The organism is Neisseria sp. HMSC064E01 (genome assembly GCF_001808875.1).
GTDB classification, from domain to species: Bacteria; Pseudomonadota; Gammaproteobacteria; order Burkholderiales; family Neisseriaceae; genus Neisseria; species Neisseria sicca_A.
In genome coordinates, this window is sequence record NZ_KV794972.1 from 26,061 (window position 1) to 42,734 (window position 16,674).

The window sequence follows — 16,674 nt, forward strand, 5'->3', positions numbered from 1 at the left end:
GGCAGACGCTCTACCAACTGAGCTAATCACCCTTATCGCTGCGTTTGCGAAGACGCTATTAAATCAAAAAAGCATCCGCCGCGCAAGCTTTATTTTTTAGTGTATTAGGTATTTCCTTGCAAACTCCAGTTTTCAAAAGAAATAATTTCCTCCTGTCTGCCTGCGACGACCAAAATATCATTTGGTTGAAGCTGGAAATCCAAGTCGGGGTTTTCTATCCTGCTTGTGTTACGGCGGATAAATAGAAGTTTGATGCCTGCGTTATCCAAAGGCAAATCACGGATGGTCTTGCCGATGGCGTAGGCTTCGCCTGTCAGAGGGAAGGCGTGGCGGCAGACTGATTTGCCTCCGTCGTCAAATCCATTTTCATCATCACTGCCGACAAACAAGCCTTCCAAAGAGGCGTAGCGGCTGTGTCGAATGTTGGCAATGGTCTGATAAACATGGTTGAAGGTCGCACCATTACCCAGCATGGCGTAGCTTGCCAGTACTAAGCTGGTTTCTTTGGTATCGGATACAGCTTCTTCCGCGCCCATGTCCGTGAAGGTTTTGACGTAATCGTCATTGGTTGCCCGAACATACACGGGCATGCTCGGATGCAGGGACATGATATTGTCGAGAACATGCTGGGTTTCGTGCATATTGTTCAGGGTAATGACCACCATTTTGGCGCGCTCCAAACCTGCCGCTTCCAATACTTCACGCCGTTTGGCATCGCCGAACGAGACCGGTTCGCCGGCATTGCGTGCCACCTGAACCCTAGCGATATCAAGGTCGAGGGCGAAGTAGGGGATGTTTTCCTGAGCCAAGACGCGTCCGACGGTCTGACCGCCGCGACCGAAGCCGATAATCAGGACGTGGTCGGATTTACTCATGGTTTCCACCAACATGCTGTGCAAATCCAATGCCTTCATGTCCCAGCTTGATTTGACAAAACGGCTGACGATGGCATCACTGCTGCCCAAGATAAATGGGGCAATAATCATAGACAACAGAATCGCTGCCGTAGCTGTCTGCTCCAGCTCGGGCGACACCATATTGATTTTGCTGGAGATGTTCAACATCACAAAGCCAAATTCGCCGCCTTGTGCCAAATAGAGGGCTGTTTTCAAGCTGTCCGCAATCGGATGCTTCATATGCAAAGCGATGAAAAAGACGGCCAATGCTTTCAATACCAGCAGAATTGCCAGCAAAATCAGAATCTGCTGCCAGCCGCCGATTAAAGCCTGGATATCCAGTTTCATGCCGACCGTGATAAAGAAGAAACCGAGCAGAATATCGCGGAACGGTCGGATGTCGTCTTCCACCTGAAAACGGTATTCCGTTTCCGAAAGCAGCATACCGGCGACGAATGCACCCAATGCCATCGACAAGCCTTCCAGTTCGGTCAGATAAGCTACGCCCAAGGTTACCAGCAGGACGTTGATCATAAACAATTCAGACGACTTGCGTTTGGCGACCATTCTGAACCAGCGCGACATCACCTTGCTGCCGATGACGAATAACACGCCCAACGTGACCAGCATTTTCAATCCGGCAAGACCGAGCGCCGCCCACAGGCTGACCTCTTCGCCATTACCCCCCAGCGCAGGAATCAGGATCATTAGCGGCACGACGGCAATATCCTGCATCAACAAGACGCCCATCGCCATTTGACCATGCGGCTGTCCCAATTCGGTTTTTTCGGACAGGATGCGGCTGACGATTGCCGTGGACGACATGGTCATCGCCCCGGCTGCGGCAAACGCCCAATTAAAGTTGACGCCCATCAGCATCAAAATGCCGATAATCGACAGCATGGTTACAATGACCTGCAAACCGCCCAGCCCGAACACCAAACGGCGCATAGCTTTGAGCTTGGGGAGGGAGAATTCGAGACCGATACTGAACATCAGGAATACGATACCGATTTCACCCAAATAATCAGTGGCATGGCCTTGCGGAATCAGCTTAAACATACCCGGACCGGCGATAAAGCCGACCAAAAGATAACCGAGCATGGAAGGGATATTGAATTTACGGCAATAAATCACCGTAATGACGGAAACGAGAAGGACGATAACGATGGGTGCGAGGGAAAAAGTTTCGTGCATAGAGCGGGCGGCCTTTTATTTGGAAAACGAATTGTATTTTTGATAGGCCGTCTGAAAACACGCAGAGGATGGTATCAACGGTTTATCTAAACGGATGGGCAAGATTATATCAAAAAATCTGTAAAGTAATGCTTTATATAGCCAAAAAAATGCTGTTCGAAATATCTAAGCTGGGTTTGGACATCAGTTGGCGGGGCGGTTGATTTGAAATGGATGACGCTTAAATCGGCAGATATGGATGATATGCAACAGTTATCTAGATTATTGTAAGGCTTATTGGTTAAAGAGGTCGTCTGAAACCGTTTTCAGACGACCTTTTGATATTCGGGTTTATAAACCCAATTCCCCCCAAATCTCATCAATCTTAGCCGTAACCGCAGGGTCTTTTTTGATCACCCGTCCCCATTCGCGGTCGGTTTCGCCCGGCCATTTGTTGGTCGCATCCAAACCCATTTTGCCGCCGAGTCCGCTGACGGGGCTGGCGAAGTCGAGGTAATCGATAGGCGTGTTTTCCACCAATACGGTGTCGCGCACGGGGTCCATGCGCGTGGTTACTGCCCAGATGACTTCTTTCCAGTCGCGTACGTTCACATCGTCATCCACTACGATGATGAATTTGGTGTACATAAACTGGCGCAGGAACGACCAGCAGCCCATCATCACGCGCTTGGCGTGTCCGGCGTACTGTTTTTTCATGCTGACCACCGCCATGCGGTAGGAGCAGCCTTCGGGCGGCAGGTAGAAATCGGTGATTTCGGGGAACTGCTTTTGCAAGAGCGGTACGAACACTTCGTTCAACGCCACGCCCAAGACAGCGGGTTCATCGGGCGGTTTGCCTGTGTAGGTGGAGTGGTAAATCGGGTTTTCGCGCATGGTGATGCGCTCGACCGTAAACACGGGGAAATGGTCCTGCTCGTTGTAATAGCCCGTGTGGTCGCCGTATGGGCCTTCCAGCGCGGTTTCGTTCGGATGAATCACGCCTTCCAGTACGATTTCTGCACGGGCAGGCACTTGCAAATCGTTGCCGATACATTTCACCAGTTCCGTCCGCGAACCGCGCAGCAGTCCGGCAAACTGGTATTCGCTCAAGGTATCGGGAACGGGCGTTACCGCGCCCAAAATGGTGGCAGGGTCGCAGCCGAGCACGACGGCGACGGGATACGGTGTATCGGGATTGAGTTTGCGGAATTCCTGATAATCCAGCGCGCCGCCGCGATGCGACAGCCAACGCATAATCAGCTTGTTTTTGCCGATTAGTTGTTGGCGGTAAATGCCTAAATTTTGGCGTTTTTTGTGCGGCCCGCGCGTGACGGTCAAGCCCCATGTTACCAGCGGCGCAACGTCTTCCGGCCAGCAATGCTGAATCGGAAGTTTATACAAATCAACGTCTTTACCTTCCCGCACGATTTCCTGACACGGCGCATTTTTCACCACGTTCGGCGCCATGCTCCAAATGTCTTTCAGCAGCGGCAGTTTGGAAAACGCGTCTTTGATGCCTTTGGGCGGTTCGGGTTCTTTCAAATACGCCAGCATCTGCCCGATTTCGCGCAGCTTGGACACGCTGTCCGCGCCCATGCCCATCGCCACGCGTTCGGGTGTGCCGAACAGGTTTGCCAACACGGGATAGTCGTAGCGCGTGCCGTCAGGCTTAATCGGGTTTTCAAACAGCAACGCCGGCCCTTCGGCACGCAGCACGCGGTCGGCGATTTCGGTCATTTCCAAATGCGGGGAAACGGGATGCGCGACGCGCTTGAGTTTGCCTTGCTGCTCGAGCATGGCGATGAAGTCGCGTAGGTCTTTGTATTTCATGTTGATCCTTATTTGAGGTCGTCTGAAAGCCGGATTTTGGATTTCAGACGACCTCAATCATAGATTGCAATATAGCTTCGGGGCATTCGCTATTTTCGGCAAAAAACCAATATTCACCATATGGGTTGTGAATACTGAACTTCCAGCCCTTGTAGCAAAAATCTATCCACGTCTCGCCCGTAACCCAATCCGATACGAAGTCGGTAGGCATTCCGCCGAAATGGACAATTTGCCGCAGTAGGCTCGACGGCGAGCAGGTTTGCGGCAGTTGTAGGAACAGGCGGGAGCCGTCGGACATGGTTTCGTTCAGCAGAGGGCGGTTTGTCATTTGGTCCTTAATAGTCTGCCCCGAATGCCGCCTCTATCCTTGCCTGTGCTTCGGCATATTCTATGCCGTGATAAAAGTCGTGTACCAGCGGATGTTCGCTGCCTTGATGCAGTTGCAGCAGGGGACGTCGGTTGTCGGACTGGGTAACGACATTGCAGTGCAGGCCGAAGGTGTCGGATTCGTAAGGGGGCAGCCAGTTGCATATCCTGCCGAAATAAACGACGTTTTCCGGATTGTCGTGAAAGTCGCTTTGATAGTCGTTAAAACTCTTTTCGCTGACAGATACCCACACCCCGTATTCCAGCGTTTCCTCATGCCCGATAATCGGAATAAGCAGCACCGCGCGGATAAAGTGGTCGGTTTGGTCGGGATAACGGATGATACAGAAATCAGAATCGCATTCCGCTTGATAAGCAATGCGTTCTTCTTCACTGAGTTTATTATAGGGATCGGGAGTGGCAAAGCAGAGCGCAGGCATGTCTTCATGTTTTTCGCCGCAGGAAGTGCAAGTGTACATGATGGATTCCTTTTGAGTTTTAGGCGGGACTGGTTTTCAGACGACCTTTTATGGCTGGTTTGAAGTTCGGGTCGTCTGAAAAACAGGGTGTAATCTATATCGGACTAATTGTTTTTCCGGCTGTGGTTTTCAATGCCTTCTGCCACGGTGGCTAAAAAATCCAGATATTTCGGGTTTTCGTCCAGCCATGCTTCATCGTCCAAGCCCATGTAGGCGCGCATCAGCTCGTCAGCGGCGCGTTCCATATTGCCCAATTCAAACTGCGCCTGTCCCAAACGCAAATGCAAAAATGGGTTGCCGATTGCGTCCGGGCAAAACATGGCGTGGCTTAAATGCTCGTGCGCGGCGGCAAAATCGCCGCTCAAAAAATCCGCATCGCCGATGGCTGCCAGAATCCATGTTGCCGCTTCCCAGTCGGTTTTCGGTTCGGGCAACAAATCCCATGCCTGCCAATAAAGGTTGAGTGCTTCGACGTATTGCCCGTCGTCCGCCAACGTGTCGCCCTGTTCGCAAAGTTGGCAAATGGCGTCGTAGGTTTGGTCGTTTAATTCGCTCATGGTTTATCTCCTCAATGGGTGTGGTTTCATGTTGCAGTAAATCTGCTTTCAGACGACCTTTTATGTTTTCGATTCATTCTGAGTCAGGGTCAATATTATTATCAAGAAAACGGTCTTTGTCAGCCATAAATATATTTTTTCATTTAGAATATGCATATTGACCAATTGTTAAGGAAATAATATGGAAATGCCTTCTATTCGGCTTCCGGAAAAGCCTTTAAAAATAAAAGGAATATTTGATAATTCTATAAAAATGATGACTTTTTTAGTCGTTTTGATGCCTTTTCTGGCACTCGGAATGTTTTGGTTCTCATATAAACTAGGCGAGAATATTTATTCGGATTATCAAATCGGTCAAGATTACCGCGTTCTGTCCGAAGCCTCTATCTCCGGTCAATGCAAGGCGAGAAAAGGGTTTATTTCTGATTGCGATGTCACCATACGTAATGGCGGACAGACGTGGGAGCGTTCTTTTTCGTTTTTTGATGTCAGCGGTGACGATTATGTCGTTCAAGCCATAGCGTCCAATCAAAATCCGAATCAAGTAACTTTAGATTTGGCGGTGGAAAAAATAGGTAATCGCAGCATTCTGGCTGCAATTATATTCTTGCTGGCGTTGGGGTTGGCATGGGCGGCGTTTTATCTGCCGCTGGTTGCGTTGCCAAATTATCGGAAAATGTTCCGAGGGCTTAATGAAGACGGTGCTTATCCTTGGCGTTTGGAAATTATCGAAGCGGATGCGAAGAAGGGGAAGCCGCTCTGTTTTTATCCTGTGCTGGACGGAAAGGCTAGAAAGATTGCATTTGTCTGTAATAAAACCGTTCCCTGGGTTATTTCCAGTGATAAAAAAACAGCCAAAATTTTTGCCTTTGCGCCTAAAAACGGCGGACAGGCTGTGCCGTTTGATAAGGAGCTGAAACACATTGTCGGATTGAGCAAGGTTGAAAAACAGGCATTGCTGGATAGTCTGTATGAAGCACTAAAATACAGTCAGCAAACATCCGGCGATGAAAAGCCACAAGTTTAGTGGATTATATTAAGCTGTCAGAGATGCCGTACTTCGTTTGAAGATTGCTGCATGACTTTTTGACTATGTTTGGCGGCACAACATAAGAAGGTCGTCTGAAAACCCAAATCCGTTTTCAGACGACCTTTCGCTTGGTTGTGCCTTTATGTTTCTGTGCGGAAAACTGATTTCTCCGCAAGGAATACGGGCTGTGGAATCAACAACCGAATTTGCCGTGTGGCAGGAAGGCGGCGGATTATTTGCCTATTTGCCTGTCAGGAATAATCGAATGTAAACAGTACGGTGCGGCTGACGGGTTCGTACATCAGGATGATGGCGTCCGCGCCGCCGCCGCAGTAGTTGTAACCGGCGACATTGGCGATGTAGTGAAACGGGTTACCATTGTAGGTAATCTCGATGCCGTCGTCGGGCAGGTTGTCCAAGTCGGCCAGTTTCGTACCGGCAGGCTGTAGGTTTAATGCGAAGGCACTCGGGATGTCCGCGCCTTCCGTCCAGTTGCCGTACCAAAAGCCGCCGCCGATGTCGTCCAGAAAGTTTTTGCGGTTGAATGAACCTTGGTATTCGGGGTAGTGGGCGTCAAGCAAACAGCCGTATTGTTCAACGTTTTGCTTGCTTGTTTGATAATGGGCGCGCAGTTCATCGGCATATTCTTCGTCGTAATAGTTTTGTGGATTATTGCGGTTGACGGGGCTGCGCATGAAGAAGCCTTCGTTGTCCAAAAATTGGTAACGGTTGTCGTCGGTCAGGCGGAAAGCCAGCCAGTTGGGGGCGGTAAATTCGTTGTGGTATGGCTCCGTGCCGTCGCCGATATAGCCTTCGCTCGGCTCGAACGGACTGAGCATATGTACTGTCTGTCCTGCCCAATCGGGGTTTAAAACCGCCAAATCGATGGAAACCAGCGGCAGGAAATGTTCTTTCAGCCATGGCTGTTCCGCCACGAAAATGTCTTCTGCCTGCGGGAAAGCGTGCAGATATCCGTTTAATTCTTGAATGTCTTCCTGATAAAACTCGAACATTGTTTTTCTCCAAATGATTGGCGGTTTTCAGACGGCCTCTGACATGAAAACCGTTTAAATATCCAATTCCGCCGTATCGCCTTCTCGTTCCATCCATGCGCGGCGGGCGGCGGCTTCGCCTTTACCCATCAGTTTGACGAAGATATTGTGTGTTTCGTCATCTGCGCCTTCGGGGATTTGCACCTGCAACAGGCGGCGGGTGTCGGGGTGCATAGTGGTGTCTTTGAGCTGGTCGGGGTTCATCTCGCCCAAGCCTTTGAAACGGCTGATGGAATAGGCGGTTTCTTTGACACCTTCTTTTTGCAGCCGCTCCAAGATGCTGTCGAGTTCGTTTTGGTCGAGGGCGTAGAATTTGCGGGCGGGTTTGCTTTTGCCTTGGGCGTTGACATCGACGCGGAACAGCGGCGGCTGGGCGACGTAGATGTGTCCGTCGGCGACCAGTTTCGGGAAGTGGCGGTAGAACAGGGTCAACAGCAAAACTTGAATATGCGAACCGTCCACGTCGGCATCGGACAGGATGGCGATTTTGCCGTAGCGCAGGCCGCTTAAATCGGGATTGTCGTTGATGCCGTGCGGATCGACGCCGATGGCGACGGAAATGTCGTGGATTTCGGCGTTGCCGAAGAGTTGGTCGGGGTGGACTTCGAAGCTGTTGAGCACTTTGCCGCGCAGGGGCAGGATGGCTTGGGTGGCTTTGTCGCGGGCGAGTTTGGCGGAGCCGCCGGCGGAATCGCCTTCAACGAGGAAGAGTTCGTTTTCGCGGATGTCTTCGCTTTCGCAGTCGGTCAGTTTGCCGGGCAGGACGGCGACGCCGCTGCCTTTTTTCTTTTCGATTTTCTTAACCGAACGCATCCGCGCCTGTGCCTGACGGATGGCGAGTTCGGCGATTTTTTTGCCGAAGTCCACGTTTTGGTTCAGCCACAATTCCAAAGGGTCGCCCGATACGGCGGCAACGAGTTTCAACGCGTCGCGGTTGGTCAGTTTGTCTTTGGTCTGACCTTGGAACTGCGGGTCGAGGACGCGGGCGGAGAGGACGAAGGCGGTTTTGCTGAACACGTCGTCGCTTTGTACTTTCACGCCGCGCGGTAGGAGGTTGTGCAGATTGATGAAGTTGTTGACGGCGTTGAACACGGCTTGTTTCAAACCTGCTTCGTGCGTGCCGCCCAGCGGGGTGGGGATGAGGTTGACGTAGCTTTCGTTGGCGCACGAGCCTTCTTCCAGCCAGGTCAGGGCAAACGCGGCACCTTCGCCGATGCTGAAATCGCCGTTGTGGTCGTCTGAAATGTAGTTTTCACAGGAGAACAGCGGCACGGCTTCCTGCGCGTCGGCAATCAGGTCGGTCAGATAGCTTTTCAGACCGTCGGGGTAGTGCCAGGTTTGGGTGTGCGCTTCGTCTTCGCCTTTGACCGGGCGGGTCAGGGAAACGCGCACGCCCGGCAGCAGCACGGCTTTGGCGCGCAGCAGGCGTTCGAGTTCGGGAATGCTGTAATTCGGGCTTTCAAAATATTTGCCGTCCGGCCAGACGCGCACTTCGGTGCCGCTGTCTTTGACGGCGCATTTGCCCACTTCCGCCAACGGTTCGACCACATCGCCGCCGGCAAACACGATGCGGTGGATTTTGCCTTCGCGTTTGACGGTGACCTCAAGGCGGGTGGAGAGGGCGTTGGTAACGGATACGCCCACGCCGTGCAGGCCGCCTGAAAAGGCATACGCGCTGCCGCCGTCTTTTTTATTGAACTTGCCGCCCGCGTGCAGACGGGTAAACACGAGTTCGACCACGGGCACGCCTTCGACAGGGTGCAGCCCGACGGGAATGCCGCGTCCGTTGTCGCACACGGAAAGCGAACCGTCGTCGTGGATGCGCACGTCGATTTCAGTGGCGAAACCGCCCAACGCCTCGTCCGCCGCGTTGTCGATGACTTCTTGGCAGATGTGGGTCGGGCTGTCGGTGCGGGTGTACATGCCGGGACGTTCTTTGACCGGCTCCAAGCCTTTGAGGACGGTGATACTGGATTCGCTGTATTGGTTGTTTTTAGTCATAGGGGAAGAGGTCGTCTGAAAGGAAGAACAACGCTTTCAGACGACCTGAAAGCGTTGCGTTTCGTTATTTTATCGGTTGTCAAAAGGCAGGCGCGCGGTAAAGTCTTCGTAGCTTTCCATGCCGCGCAGGAAGCGGGAGGAGAGTTCTTTTAATGCCCCCAAGTAAACGTCGCGTTTGAAATCAATCACTTCGTCAACGGGAGCCCAATATTGGTGCCAACGCCAGCCGTCAAATTCGGGATGGTGGCAGGCGCGCAGATTGATGTCGCTGTCGCGCCCGACCAGCCGCAAAAGATACCAAATCTGCTTCTGCCCGCGATACGAACCGCGCCATTCGCGGCGTACCCAGTGGCTCGGCACGTCGTAACGCAGCCAGTCGCGCGTGCGGCCGACGATTTTGATGTGTTGCGGCAGCAGTCCGACTTCTTCGTACAGCTCGCGGTACATGGCGGTTTCGGGGCTTTCGCCCGGCTTGATGCCGCCTTGCGGGAACTGCCAAGAATGTTCGCGCACACGCTTGCCCCAAAAGACTTCGTTGCGGTTGTTGATTAAGATGATACCGACATTGGGGCGATAGCCTTCTCTGTCTAACACGGTGTCGCCCTTCGTTAAATTCAATCGTGCGATTTTCCCATAAATCGGGCGGGTTTGACAAATCGGAGGTCGTCTGAAAACTTGTTATGCCTGTTTTCAGACGACCTTTTAGGGGTTTGTGGGTAATGATAGGGAAACAGGGTGCGTGGTTTGACGAGATGCTTTTGAAGAACGGAATTTGTGGGTGAGATTTGGGCTATGGATTTTTATTTTGGGTTGTCTGCGATTTAAGATGGATTTACATCGATGAGGGAAAGAGGGCGGGCGGATGCTTTCTGCTTTCATTTGCGATGTTTTTGCCGATTGCTGTTTGGAACAATGCCTGCTGCAAACGCAAAGGTCGTCTGAAAACCTGTTTCCCGGTTTTCAGACGACCTTTTTTAAAGCGGATTACGCTTCGCTTTGCGCCTCTTCTTCAACGGTAACTTCAACGGCAACGGATTCGTCGCTCAAAGTGCCTTTGGTGGACGGGGTTTGTCCTGCCATGCGCGGGTCGTATTCTGCTGCCATGCGCAGGGCGCGGCCGAAGGCTTTGAATACGGTTTCGGCTTGGTGGTGGGCATTGCTGCCGCTGAGGTTGTCGATGTGCAGGGTCATCATGCTGTGGTTGACGACACCGTGGAAGAATTCTTCAAACAGGTCAACGTCAAAACGTCCGATGAGGGCACGGGTGAAGTCGATGTTGTACACGAGTCCGGGACGGCCGGAGAGGTCGATGACAACGCGGCTCAAAGCTTCGTCGAGCGGAACGTAGGCATGGCCGTAACGGCGGATGCCGGCTTTGTTGCCCAAGGCTTGTTTCAGGGCTTGTCCGAGTACGATACCGATGTCTTCTACGGTGTGGTGGTCGTCGATGTGCAAATCGCCTTTGCAGGTGATGTCGAGGTCGATCATGCCGTGGCGGGCGACTTGGGCAAGCATATGCTCAAGGAAGGGAACGCCGGTGTCGAGGCGGTATTGTCCGGTGCCGTCGAGGTTGAGGCTGAGGGTGATTTGGGTTTCGCTGGTGTTGCGGGTGATGCTGACTGCGCGGCCTTCTGTGGGCATATGGAATGCCGGTGCGGCGGCTGCGGCTGCTTGGGCGGCACGCTCTTGGCGGGCGGCTTCGGCGGCTGCGGCTTTTTCTTTGTCTTTGCTGTGGTCGCGGTTTAACCAGCCTTTGCGTTTGTGCATGCCGGCTTCGAGTTTGGCGGCAAGACTGGGGCGGATGCCGCGCGCTTTTTCGTCTTCTGCCTGCTCTTCAAGGCGGCGTTTCAGTTGGGACAGGGATGCCGCGTTGTCGTAACCGCATTTGCGGGCAAGTTTGGTCAGCGAGCCTGCTTCTTCGACAAGCTGCAGGAAATTGGCAAGGTGAAGTTGAGTGATGGTCATAGGTTTACTCTCTGTGAGGTTTTAAAAAATCAGGCATAAAGCTTGCGGATAATGTCCAGTACGGCATCGTTTTGCTCGGGACTGCCGATGGTAATGCGGACGCACTGCGCCAAAAGCGGATGCGTGCCGTGGAGTTTCTTAATCAGGATGCGGTTTTCTTTAAGCGTGTTAAACAATGCGTCTGCATCGGGAACGCGCACGGTAATGAAATTCGCTTCACTGGGGAAGACTTTCAGACGACCTATGGCGGACAATCCGCTGAAAACGCGTTCGCGTTCGGTTTTCAAAATATCGATGGTCGTCTGAATCGCGTCGTGGTGTTGCAGGGCGAATTTGGCGATCGCCAAGCTTAATTGGTTCATATTGTAGGGCGGCAGGATTTTCGCCAGCTCGCCCATTACGGCGGGGCTTCCTGCCGCATAGCCGATGCGCAGTCCGGCAAAACCGATTTTGCTGATGGTACGCATTACGACCAGATTTTCGATGCTGCCCGCCAGCGGCAGAAAACTGTCGCGGCTGAATGCGCCGTATGCTTCATCGACCACAACAATACCGCGCGCCGCGCGGATAATGGCTTCCACTTCTTCGCGGCGGAAGCATACGCCTGTCGGATTGTTCGGGTAGGCGATGAAAATCAACGCGGGCTGATGTTTGTCGATGGCGGATAAAACGGCAGGCAAATCAAGCGTGAAATCTTCATTGAGCGGCACGCCGACATAATTCATGCCGTACAGCTCGACATTGTGCCGATACATTACAAAACTCGGTTCAACCGCGAGCATGGTTGCGCCGGATTGGGCAACAAGCAGGGTCATGAATTGGATTAACTCGTCCGAGCCGTTTCCTAAAGCGATGGCGGCAGATTCAGGAATATCGAAGGCTTTTCTTAAAGTTTCCTGAAGCCCGCTGGCGGCGGGGTTGGGGTAAAGATGAATCGGCGCTTGGGCAATCAACCGCAGCCATTCGTTTGACAGCTCTGGGAAACGGGCAAACGGATGATACGGACTTTCCATTGCATCCAGCTTGATGAAGCCTTCGGGCAAGTCGGCAATTCGGTAGGCGGACATGGATTTGATGTCGTCGCGGATGAAGTCGGAGGTGGTTTTCATAGTTTTCTTCTCAATTTCTGAATAATGGTTATTTCGTCACAATATAGCACAAAATCAGAGTGTTGACAGTAATATAATTAATAAATGGGGTGTTTATATTATTTTTATAATGAAGGTTTGATATAAATATTGAATTCAAAGATATTTTTTGAATATTCTTGGGCTGCTTTGTCTGTTTTTATTGATAAGCAAACTTAAATAGGGAGATTTGGAAACATTAGGTTGTGATGCGGGTGGGTTTTTAATATAGTGGATTAACTTTAAATCAGGACAAGGCGACGAAGCCGCAGATAGTACAGATAGAGACCTTTGCAAAATTCCCCAAAATCCAGATAGTACGGAAAGGCGAGGCAGCGCCGTACTGGTTTAAAGTTAATCCACTATATTTTCATTTGTTTTTAAGGGGTTGGGATATGGTTGGATAATGTACAGCATCTGTTTCTTTTACGTTTGTCGGCGCGGGGGATGGATTAGGGATAAAGAATGAAGGAAGCGGATTGGAAACGGCTTGATGGTGGAATCCCAATATATTGAATATGGAATTGATATGTTGATTTTAATGGGATTTTTAGCTTATCGGCTTGATGGGGAATTAAATATAAACCGGCATGGTTTTATGTTGTGCAAACCTGAAGAAAGCGATTGTTTAGTGTGAAAAACATCTAAACAACCGCTTTCATATTACATGGGCTTTTTTTAGGTTTCTGATTGAAATTGAATCCGTGATGAGCCATCCGACAAAAGTTTTCTTGTTTGAATACGCGTAGAACACTTACTGGGCGGTAAAGGTCGTCTGAAAAGTCTGTCCGCCTATGGTGATGTCGGCGATGTAGTCGCGTCTGCCTTCGACGCAGACGGGCAGGTGGATTTGGCGCGCTTGCCAAGTGCGCGGGGATTGTTGTTGGAGCATATAGCGGTTGAAACCCATGTCCATGTCTTTCATGCTGAAGCTGATGCTGACTTGCTGTGTTTCGGCCGGGGTGTTTTCGACGGTGATGTCGAAGGCGGAGCGGTGGCTGATGGGGGTGGAGCGGACGTGCGAGCCGTCGGGTAGGGTGCAGCCTTTGATGAGGTCGCACTCGGCGGCGCGGGCTTGGGGCTGTTGTTTTTGCCACCAGTCCAGCAGCAGGAGTTTGGCGGCGGCGAAGAGAATGAGGAGAACACCTACGAGGAGGAGTTTGCGGTTTTTGTCCATTTCAGACGACCTCGGTGTCGTTGTCGGTCAGGACGGCGTGTGCGCCTGTCGAGAGCCAGCGGTCGCGGTAGTTTGAAACCAGTGTTTCGGGCGCGGCGACAACCAGTGGAACGGATATGCCTTGTTCTAATATTTCAAGCACTTGCCGTGCGCTTGCGTCGTCGTTGACTTGCCAAACGACGACGTCGGCATCTTGCACGCGTTGCCATTGTTCGTGGGTGTGTACCAACACCCAAACGCTTTGGGCTTGGGGCAGCTTGCCGAGCTTGCGCAGTTCGATTTCCGAGATGAGGATGTTGGCGTGGTGCGATTCGGCTAGGGAGTAGGGGGCGACGCGGTATTCGCCGCTGCGGTTTTGTCCGTACAAACCGGTTTTCAGACGACCTTGAAGCCGGCGTGGGACGGAGAGGGCGCGCAGCAGCGGACCGTTGGTGGGTAGCATGGGGGCGACGTTGAAATCGCCCGCTTTTTGCCACGACCAAGCTTGCCCCTCGCGGGATTGCGGTTCACCCGTCCATTGGTCAGGGGCTACCCATAGGAATTTCAGGCAGACGCGGGCGTGTTCGTAGGAATGGATTTTGGTCAGCCAAGGCGTGGCGGCGAGGATGCGGATGCCGAGTTCTTCTTCAAACTCGCGTTGCAGGGCTTGGAAGTCGGTTTCGCCCGCTTCGACTTTGCCGCCGGCAAATTCCCAATATCCGGCATAGGGCTTGCCTTCGGGGCGGGAACTGAGCAGGTAGTCGCCGTCTTGGTTGAGCAGGATGCCGGCAACGACGCGGATAAGGGGGCGGGTGTCTTGGGTCATGGGAATAGGGAGAAGGGTCGTCTGAAAATTCGGAAAGGTCGGATTTGGGAATCCGACCTGCCAATGGGTGCTGTCTTATTTTTCGGCAACGACAAATGCCAACACGGTATCTTCTTCGTCGCTCATGCTGAGGCTGACGTGGCTGATGCCTTGTTCCTCCAGCCATTTGGACAGGGCGGGGACGTAGAAAAATTCAGGTTTGCCCAATGCGTCATGCCCGATGCCGATATTGCGAAAGGAAACCGCGCCGCGTATGCCCGTACCGACGGCTTTGGCGAAAGCTTCTTTGGCGGCAAAGCGTTTGGCGAGGTAGTTGACGGGTTTGCCCGCTTGAGGAAATTCGAGCAGCTCTTCGGGCGTAAGGATGCGCTCGGCAAACGCTTGTCCGAACTTTTTGCTCAGGCGGATGATGCGTTTGAGGGAAACGATGTCTGTGCCTATGCCGTAAATCATGCGGTGGTCTCCTTGTTGAGAGAAGGTCGTCTGAAAAGGTGGGTGTCGCCTATCAAGGCAGCAGTCTTGCCCTGAACATGGTTTCCTTCATCTGGCGGACGGCTTCGGGCAGGCCGAGGAAGAGGGCTTGGGCAATCAGCGAATGCCCGATGTTCAGCTCGCGGATGGCGAGGATTTGGGCGATGGGGGTAACGTTGTGTATGGTCAGGCCGTGTCCGGCGTTGACGACCAAGCCCAAATCGCTGGCAAAATGCGCGCCGTTTTGCAGACGCTCGAATTGTTTGATTTGTTCGGCGTGGCTGTGTGCGTCGGCGTATGCGCCGGTGTGCAGCTCGATAACGGGCGCGCCGACATCATAGGCGGCTTGGATTTGCTCGTTGTCTGCATCGATAAAGAGCGAAACGCGGATGCCTGCGTCGGTCAGGATTTTGGTGAACTCGGCAATTTTTTCTTGTTGCGCCAATACGTCCAAACCGCCTTCGGTCGTGATTTCCTGACGTTTTTCAGGCACGATGCACACGTCTTGCGGCATGACTTTGAGCGCGTTTTCCAGCATTTCTTCAGTCAACGCCATTTCAAGGTTCAGGCGCGTGCGGATGGCGTTTTTGACGGCAAACACGTCCGCGTCTTTGATGTGGCGGCGGTCTTCGCGCAGGTGCATGGTAATCAAATCCGCACCGTGCGTTTCCGCGACTAACGCCGCTTCCACAGGGCTAGGATAGGTCGTACCGCGGGCGTTGCGGACGGTAGCGATGTGGTCGATGTTTACACCTAAGAGCATGATGTGTCCTTTCTTTGGATTTTCAGACGACCTGCCGTTGGAAAAGGTCATCTGAAAAAGTTAAACGCCGAAACTGAATTGCTGGAGCTGTTGCAAAACCTGTCTGGATTTAATGCCTTCGGGCAGGAGGTTGTCAATCAGCAGGCGCGTGATTTTTAATGACTGTCCGAGGCTTTCGGGGTGAGTGAAATCACCTTCGCGAAGCTGGATCAAAATGTCGCCGCCGACTGCCACGCCGTGATTGCGCAGATTGAAGCGTTCAGCTTCTCCGATGGGCATGACCGCGTTTTCCGGTGTCAGCCAGTAAGTTTCTTCAACATGGATTTCTTCGCCGTTGCCATCGTGGAACAAATCGGGCGCGAAGCCTAAGCGGGTGAGTAAAGCCCATTCGAAACGCCGCAGCGCGGCAGTATGACTGTTTTCGCCGCATACCGCCCGCATCACCGCTTCCAGCGCGTCGTAAAGCTCGGGTATCGGGTCTTCGCGGGTTGTCAGCTTGAGCATCAGTTCGTTGATATATAAGCCGCTGAACAAAGCCCTGCCTTGCGGCTGCGGCCAGCCGCCTATCCACTCCGCGCGGTGTAGCGTTTTCAACTCTTGCGAGCCGTACCAAGAGGCGCTGACCGGTACAAACGGCACCAACACACCGCGCAACTCGCTCTGCCGCTTGCGCGCACTTCTCGCCAGCAAAGCCACTCGCCCGTAACGGCGGCTGAACACTTCCACCCACAAACTGCTCTCGCGCCAAGGGGCGGAAGCAAGCAGGAAGACGGGTTCGTGGTTGATGCGCTGGTTGGTCATGGGCGGTTGGTCGGGAATGGCGGAAGAGGGTCGGTAATGGTGTGGTGCATTTTACCAAAGCGGCTAGGAGGTCGTCTGAAAATATTTCTGTTGCTAGGAAGGCTTTGAACACCAAGAGGGAGATTGTAAGGCAAAATCAATCGATGGGAGACCTTTGCAAAATTCCCCAAAATCCCCT

At 52.6% G+C, this 16,674-nt stretch carries 16 protein-coding genes and 1 pseudogene; 1 reads left to right on the forward strand and 16 read right to left on the reverse strand.

Going from position 1 to position 16,674, the window contains the following annotated elements; all coding sequences use genetic code 11:
- Window positions 1-104: 104 nt before the first annotated feature.
- The 5 genes from HMPREF2572_RS12085 to HMPREF2572_RS12105 all read right to left on the reverse strand — a co-directional run bounded on the left by HMPREF2572_RS12085 (window position 105) and on the right by HMPREF2572_RS12105 (window position 5,304).
- A complete protein-coding gene (locus HMPREF2572_RS12085; protein WP_070498868.1) occupies window positions 105-2,093 on the reverse strand; it encodes a monovalent cation:proton antiporter family protein in 1,989 nt (662 codons plus the stop codon).
- A gap of 330 nt (window positions 2,094-2,423) precedes the next feature.
- The gene (gene ubiD, locus HMPREF2572_RS12090) at window positions 2,424-3,902 is read right to left on the reverse strand and encodes a 4-hydroxy-3-polyprenylbenzoate decarboxylase (RefSeq protein ID WP_070498869.1); all 1,479 of its coding nucleotides are present in this window, start codon (window positions 3,900-3,902) and stop codon (window positions 2,424-2,426) included.
- A 43-nt stretch (window positions 3,903-3,945) separates the two neighbouring features.
- Window positions 3,946-4,230 (reverse strand): hypothetical protein, encoded by a 285-nt coding sequence (locus tag HMPREF2572_RS12095; protein WP_003768803.1) that lies wholly within the window; start codon window positions 4,228-4,230, stop codon window positions 3,946-3,948.
- Window positions 4,231-4,237: 7 nt separating this feature from the next.
- The gene (locus tag HMPREF2572_RS12100; protein ID WP_070498870.1) at window positions 4,238-4,747 is read right to left on the reverse strand and encodes a DUF2199 domain-containing protein; all 510 of its coding nucleotides are present in this window, start codon (window positions 4,745-4,747) and stop codon (window positions 4,238-4,240) included.
- A 104-nt stretch (window positions 4,748-4,851) separates the two neighbouring features.
- Window positions 4,852-5,304, reverse strand: a complete 453-nt coding sequence (locus HMPREF2572_RS12105; protein ID WP_070498871.1) for a hypothetical protein — start codon at window positions 5,302-5,304, stop codon at window positions 4,852-4,854.
- A 181-nt stretch (window positions 5,305-5,485) separates the two neighbouring features.
- On the opposite strand from HMPREF2572_RS12105, the gene HMPREF2572_RS12110 reads away from it, so the two are divergent.
- A complete protein-coding gene (locus HMPREF2572_RS12110; RefSeq protein ID WP_070498872.1) occupies window positions 5,486-6,331 on the forward strand; it encodes a hypothetical protein in 846 nt (281 codons plus the stop codon).
- Window positions 6,332-6,585: 254 nt separating this feature from the next.
- Here HMPREF2572_RS12110 and HMPREF2572_RS12115 read toward each other — a convergent pair whose 3' ends face one another.
- The 11 genes and pseudogenes from HMPREF2572_RS12115 to HMPREF2572_RS14950 all read right to left on the reverse strand — a co-directional run.
- On the reverse strand, window positions 6,586-7,347 hold the full coding sequence (locus HMPREF2572_RS12115; protein WP_070498873.1) for a hypothetical protein: 762 nt from the start codon (window positions 7,345-7,347) through the stop codon (window positions 6,586-6,588).
- Window positions 7,348-7,401: 54 nt separating this feature from the next.
- On the reverse strand, window positions 7,402-9,387 hold the full coding sequence (gene parE / locus HMPREF2572_RS12120) for a DNA topoisomerase IV subunit B (RefSeq protein ID WP_070498874.1): 1,986 nt from the start codon (window positions 9,385-9,387) through the stop codon (window positions 7,402-7,404).
- Between the two features lie 69 nt (window positions 9,388-9,456).
- The gene (locus HMPREF2572_RS12125) at window positions 9,457-9,981 is read right to left on the reverse strand and encodes an RNA pyrophosphohydrolase (RefSeq protein ID WP_003743450.1); all 525 of its coding nucleotides are present in this window, start codon (window positions 9,979-9,981) and stop codon (window positions 9,457-9,459) included.
- Window positions 9,982-10,371: 390 nt separating this feature from the next.
- Window positions 10,372-11,352, reverse strand: coding sequence for an imidazoleglycerol-phosphate dehydratase HisB (hisB, locus tag HMPREF2572_RS12130; RefSeq protein ID WP_070498875.1), 981 nt, complete (start codon window positions 11,350-11,352; stop codon window positions 10,372-10,374).
- A gap of 29 nt (window positions 11,353-11,381) precedes the next feature.
- Window positions 11,382-12,461, reverse strand: coding sequence for a histidinol-phosphate transaminase (gene hisC / locus HMPREF2572_RS12135; RefSeq protein ID WP_070498876.1), 1,080 nt, complete (start codon window positions 12,459-12,461; stop codon window positions 11,382-11,384).
- A 772-nt stretch (window positions 12,462-13,233) separates the two neighbouring features.
- A complete protein-coding gene (locus HMPREF2572_RS12140) occupies window positions 13,234-13,656 on the reverse strand; it encodes a hypothetical protein (protein WP_070498877.1) in 423 nt (140 codons plus the stop codon).
- Window position 13,657: 1 nt separating this feature from the next.
- Window positions 13,658-14,461: an NUDIX domain-containing protein gene (locus HMPREF2572_RS12145; RefSeq protein ID WP_070498878.1), complete on the reverse strand. Its 804-nt coding sequence runs from the start codon at window positions 14,459-14,461 to the stop codon at window positions 13,658-13,660.
- Window positions 14,462-14,536: 75 nt separating this feature from the next.
- Window positions 14,537-14,914, reverse strand: a complete 378-nt coding sequence (gene acpS, locus HMPREF2572_RS12150) for a holo-ACP synthase (protein WP_070498879.1) — start codon at window positions 14,912-14,914, stop codon at window positions 14,537-14,539.
- A gap of 52 nt (window positions 14,915-14,966) precedes the next feature.
- Window positions 14,967-15,695 (reverse strand): pyridoxine 5'-phosphate synthase, encoded by a 729-nt coding sequence (pdxJ, locus tag HMPREF2572_RS12155; RefSeq protein ID WP_070498880.1) that lies wholly within the window; start codon window positions 15,693-15,695, stop codon window positions 14,967-14,969.
- A gap of 60 nt (window positions 15,696-15,755) precedes the next feature.
- On the reverse strand, window positions 15,756-16,496 hold the full coding sequence (recO, locus tag HMPREF2572_RS12160) for a DNA repair protein RecO (protein WP_070498881.1): 741 nt from the start codon (window positions 16,494-16,496) through the stop codon (window positions 15,756-15,758).
- Window positions 16,493-16,674, reverse strand: a pseudogene (locus tag HMPREF2572_RS14950) (hypothetical protein); the annotation flags it as partial. The pseudogene HMPREF2572_RS14950 and the gene recO, both read right to left, overlap by 4 nt.

What these genes read in the sequence shown, in the direction of transcription:
- pdxJ (WP_070498880.1), bottom strand. Translation starts at nt 15,695, where the DNA reads ATGCTCTTAGGTGTAAACATCGACCACATCGCTACCGTCCGCAACGCC.
- HMPREF2572_RS12085 (WP_070498868.1), bottom strand. Translation starts at nt 2,093, where the DNA reads ATGCACGAAACTTTTTCCCTCGCACCCATCGTTATCGTCCTTCTCGTT.
- acpS (WP_070498879.1), bottom strand. Translation starts at nt 14,914, where the DNA reads ATGATTTACGGCATAGGCACAGACATCGTTTCCCTCAAACGCATCATC.
- HMPREF2572_RS12095 (WP_003768803.1), bottom strand. Translation starts at nt 4,230, where the DNA reads ATGACAAACCGCCCTCTGCTGAACGAAACCATGTCCGACGGCTCCCGC.
- HMPREF2572_RS12140 (WP_070498877.1), bottom strand. Translation starts at nt 13,656, where the DNA reads ATGGACAAAAACCGCAAACTCCTCCTCGTAGGTGTTCTCCTCATTCTC.
- recO (WP_070498881.1), bottom strand. Translation starts at nt 16,496, where the DNA reads ATGACCAACCAGCGCATCAACCACGAACCCGTCTTCCTGCTTGCTTCC.
- HMPREF2572_RS12100 (WP_070498870.1), bottom strand. Translation starts at nt 4,747, where the DNA reads ATGTACACTTGCACTTCCTGCGGCGAAAAACATGAAGACATGCCTGCG.
- hisB (WP_070498875.1), bottom strand. Translation starts at nt 11,352, where the DNA reads ATGACCATCACTCAACTTCACCTTGCCAATTTCCTGCAGCTTGTCGAA.
- HMPREF2572_RS12105 (WP_070498871.1), bottom strand. Translation starts at nt 5,304, where the DNA reads ATGAGCGAATTAAACGACCAAACCTACGACGCCATTTGCCAACTTTGC.
- HMPREF2572_RS12115 (WP_070498873.1), bottom strand. Translation starts at nt 7,347, where the DNA reads ATGTTCGAGTTTTATCAGGAAGACATTCAAGAATTAAACGGATATCTG.
- HMPREF2572_RS12145 (WP_070498878.1), bottom strand. Translation starts at nt 14,461, where the DNA reads ATGACCCAAGACACCCGCCCCCTTATCCGCGTCGTTGCCGGCATCCTG.
- ubiD (WP_070498869.1), bottom strand. Translation starts at nt 3,902, where the DNA reads ATGAAATACAAAGACCTACGCGACTTCATCGCCATGCTCGAGCAGCAA.
- hisC (WP_070498876.1), bottom strand. Translation starts at nt 12,461, where the DNA reads ATGAAAACCACCTCCGACTTCATCCGCGACGACATCAAATCCATGTCC.
- parE (WP_070498874.1), bottom strand. Translation starts at nt 9,387, where the DNA reads ATGACTAAAAACAACCAATACAGCGAATCCAGTATCACCGTCCTCAAA.
- HMPREF2572_RS12110 (WP_070498872.1), top strand. Translation starts at nt 5,486, where the DNA reads ATGGAAATGCCTTCTATTCGGCTTCCGGAAAAGCCTTTAAAAATAAAA.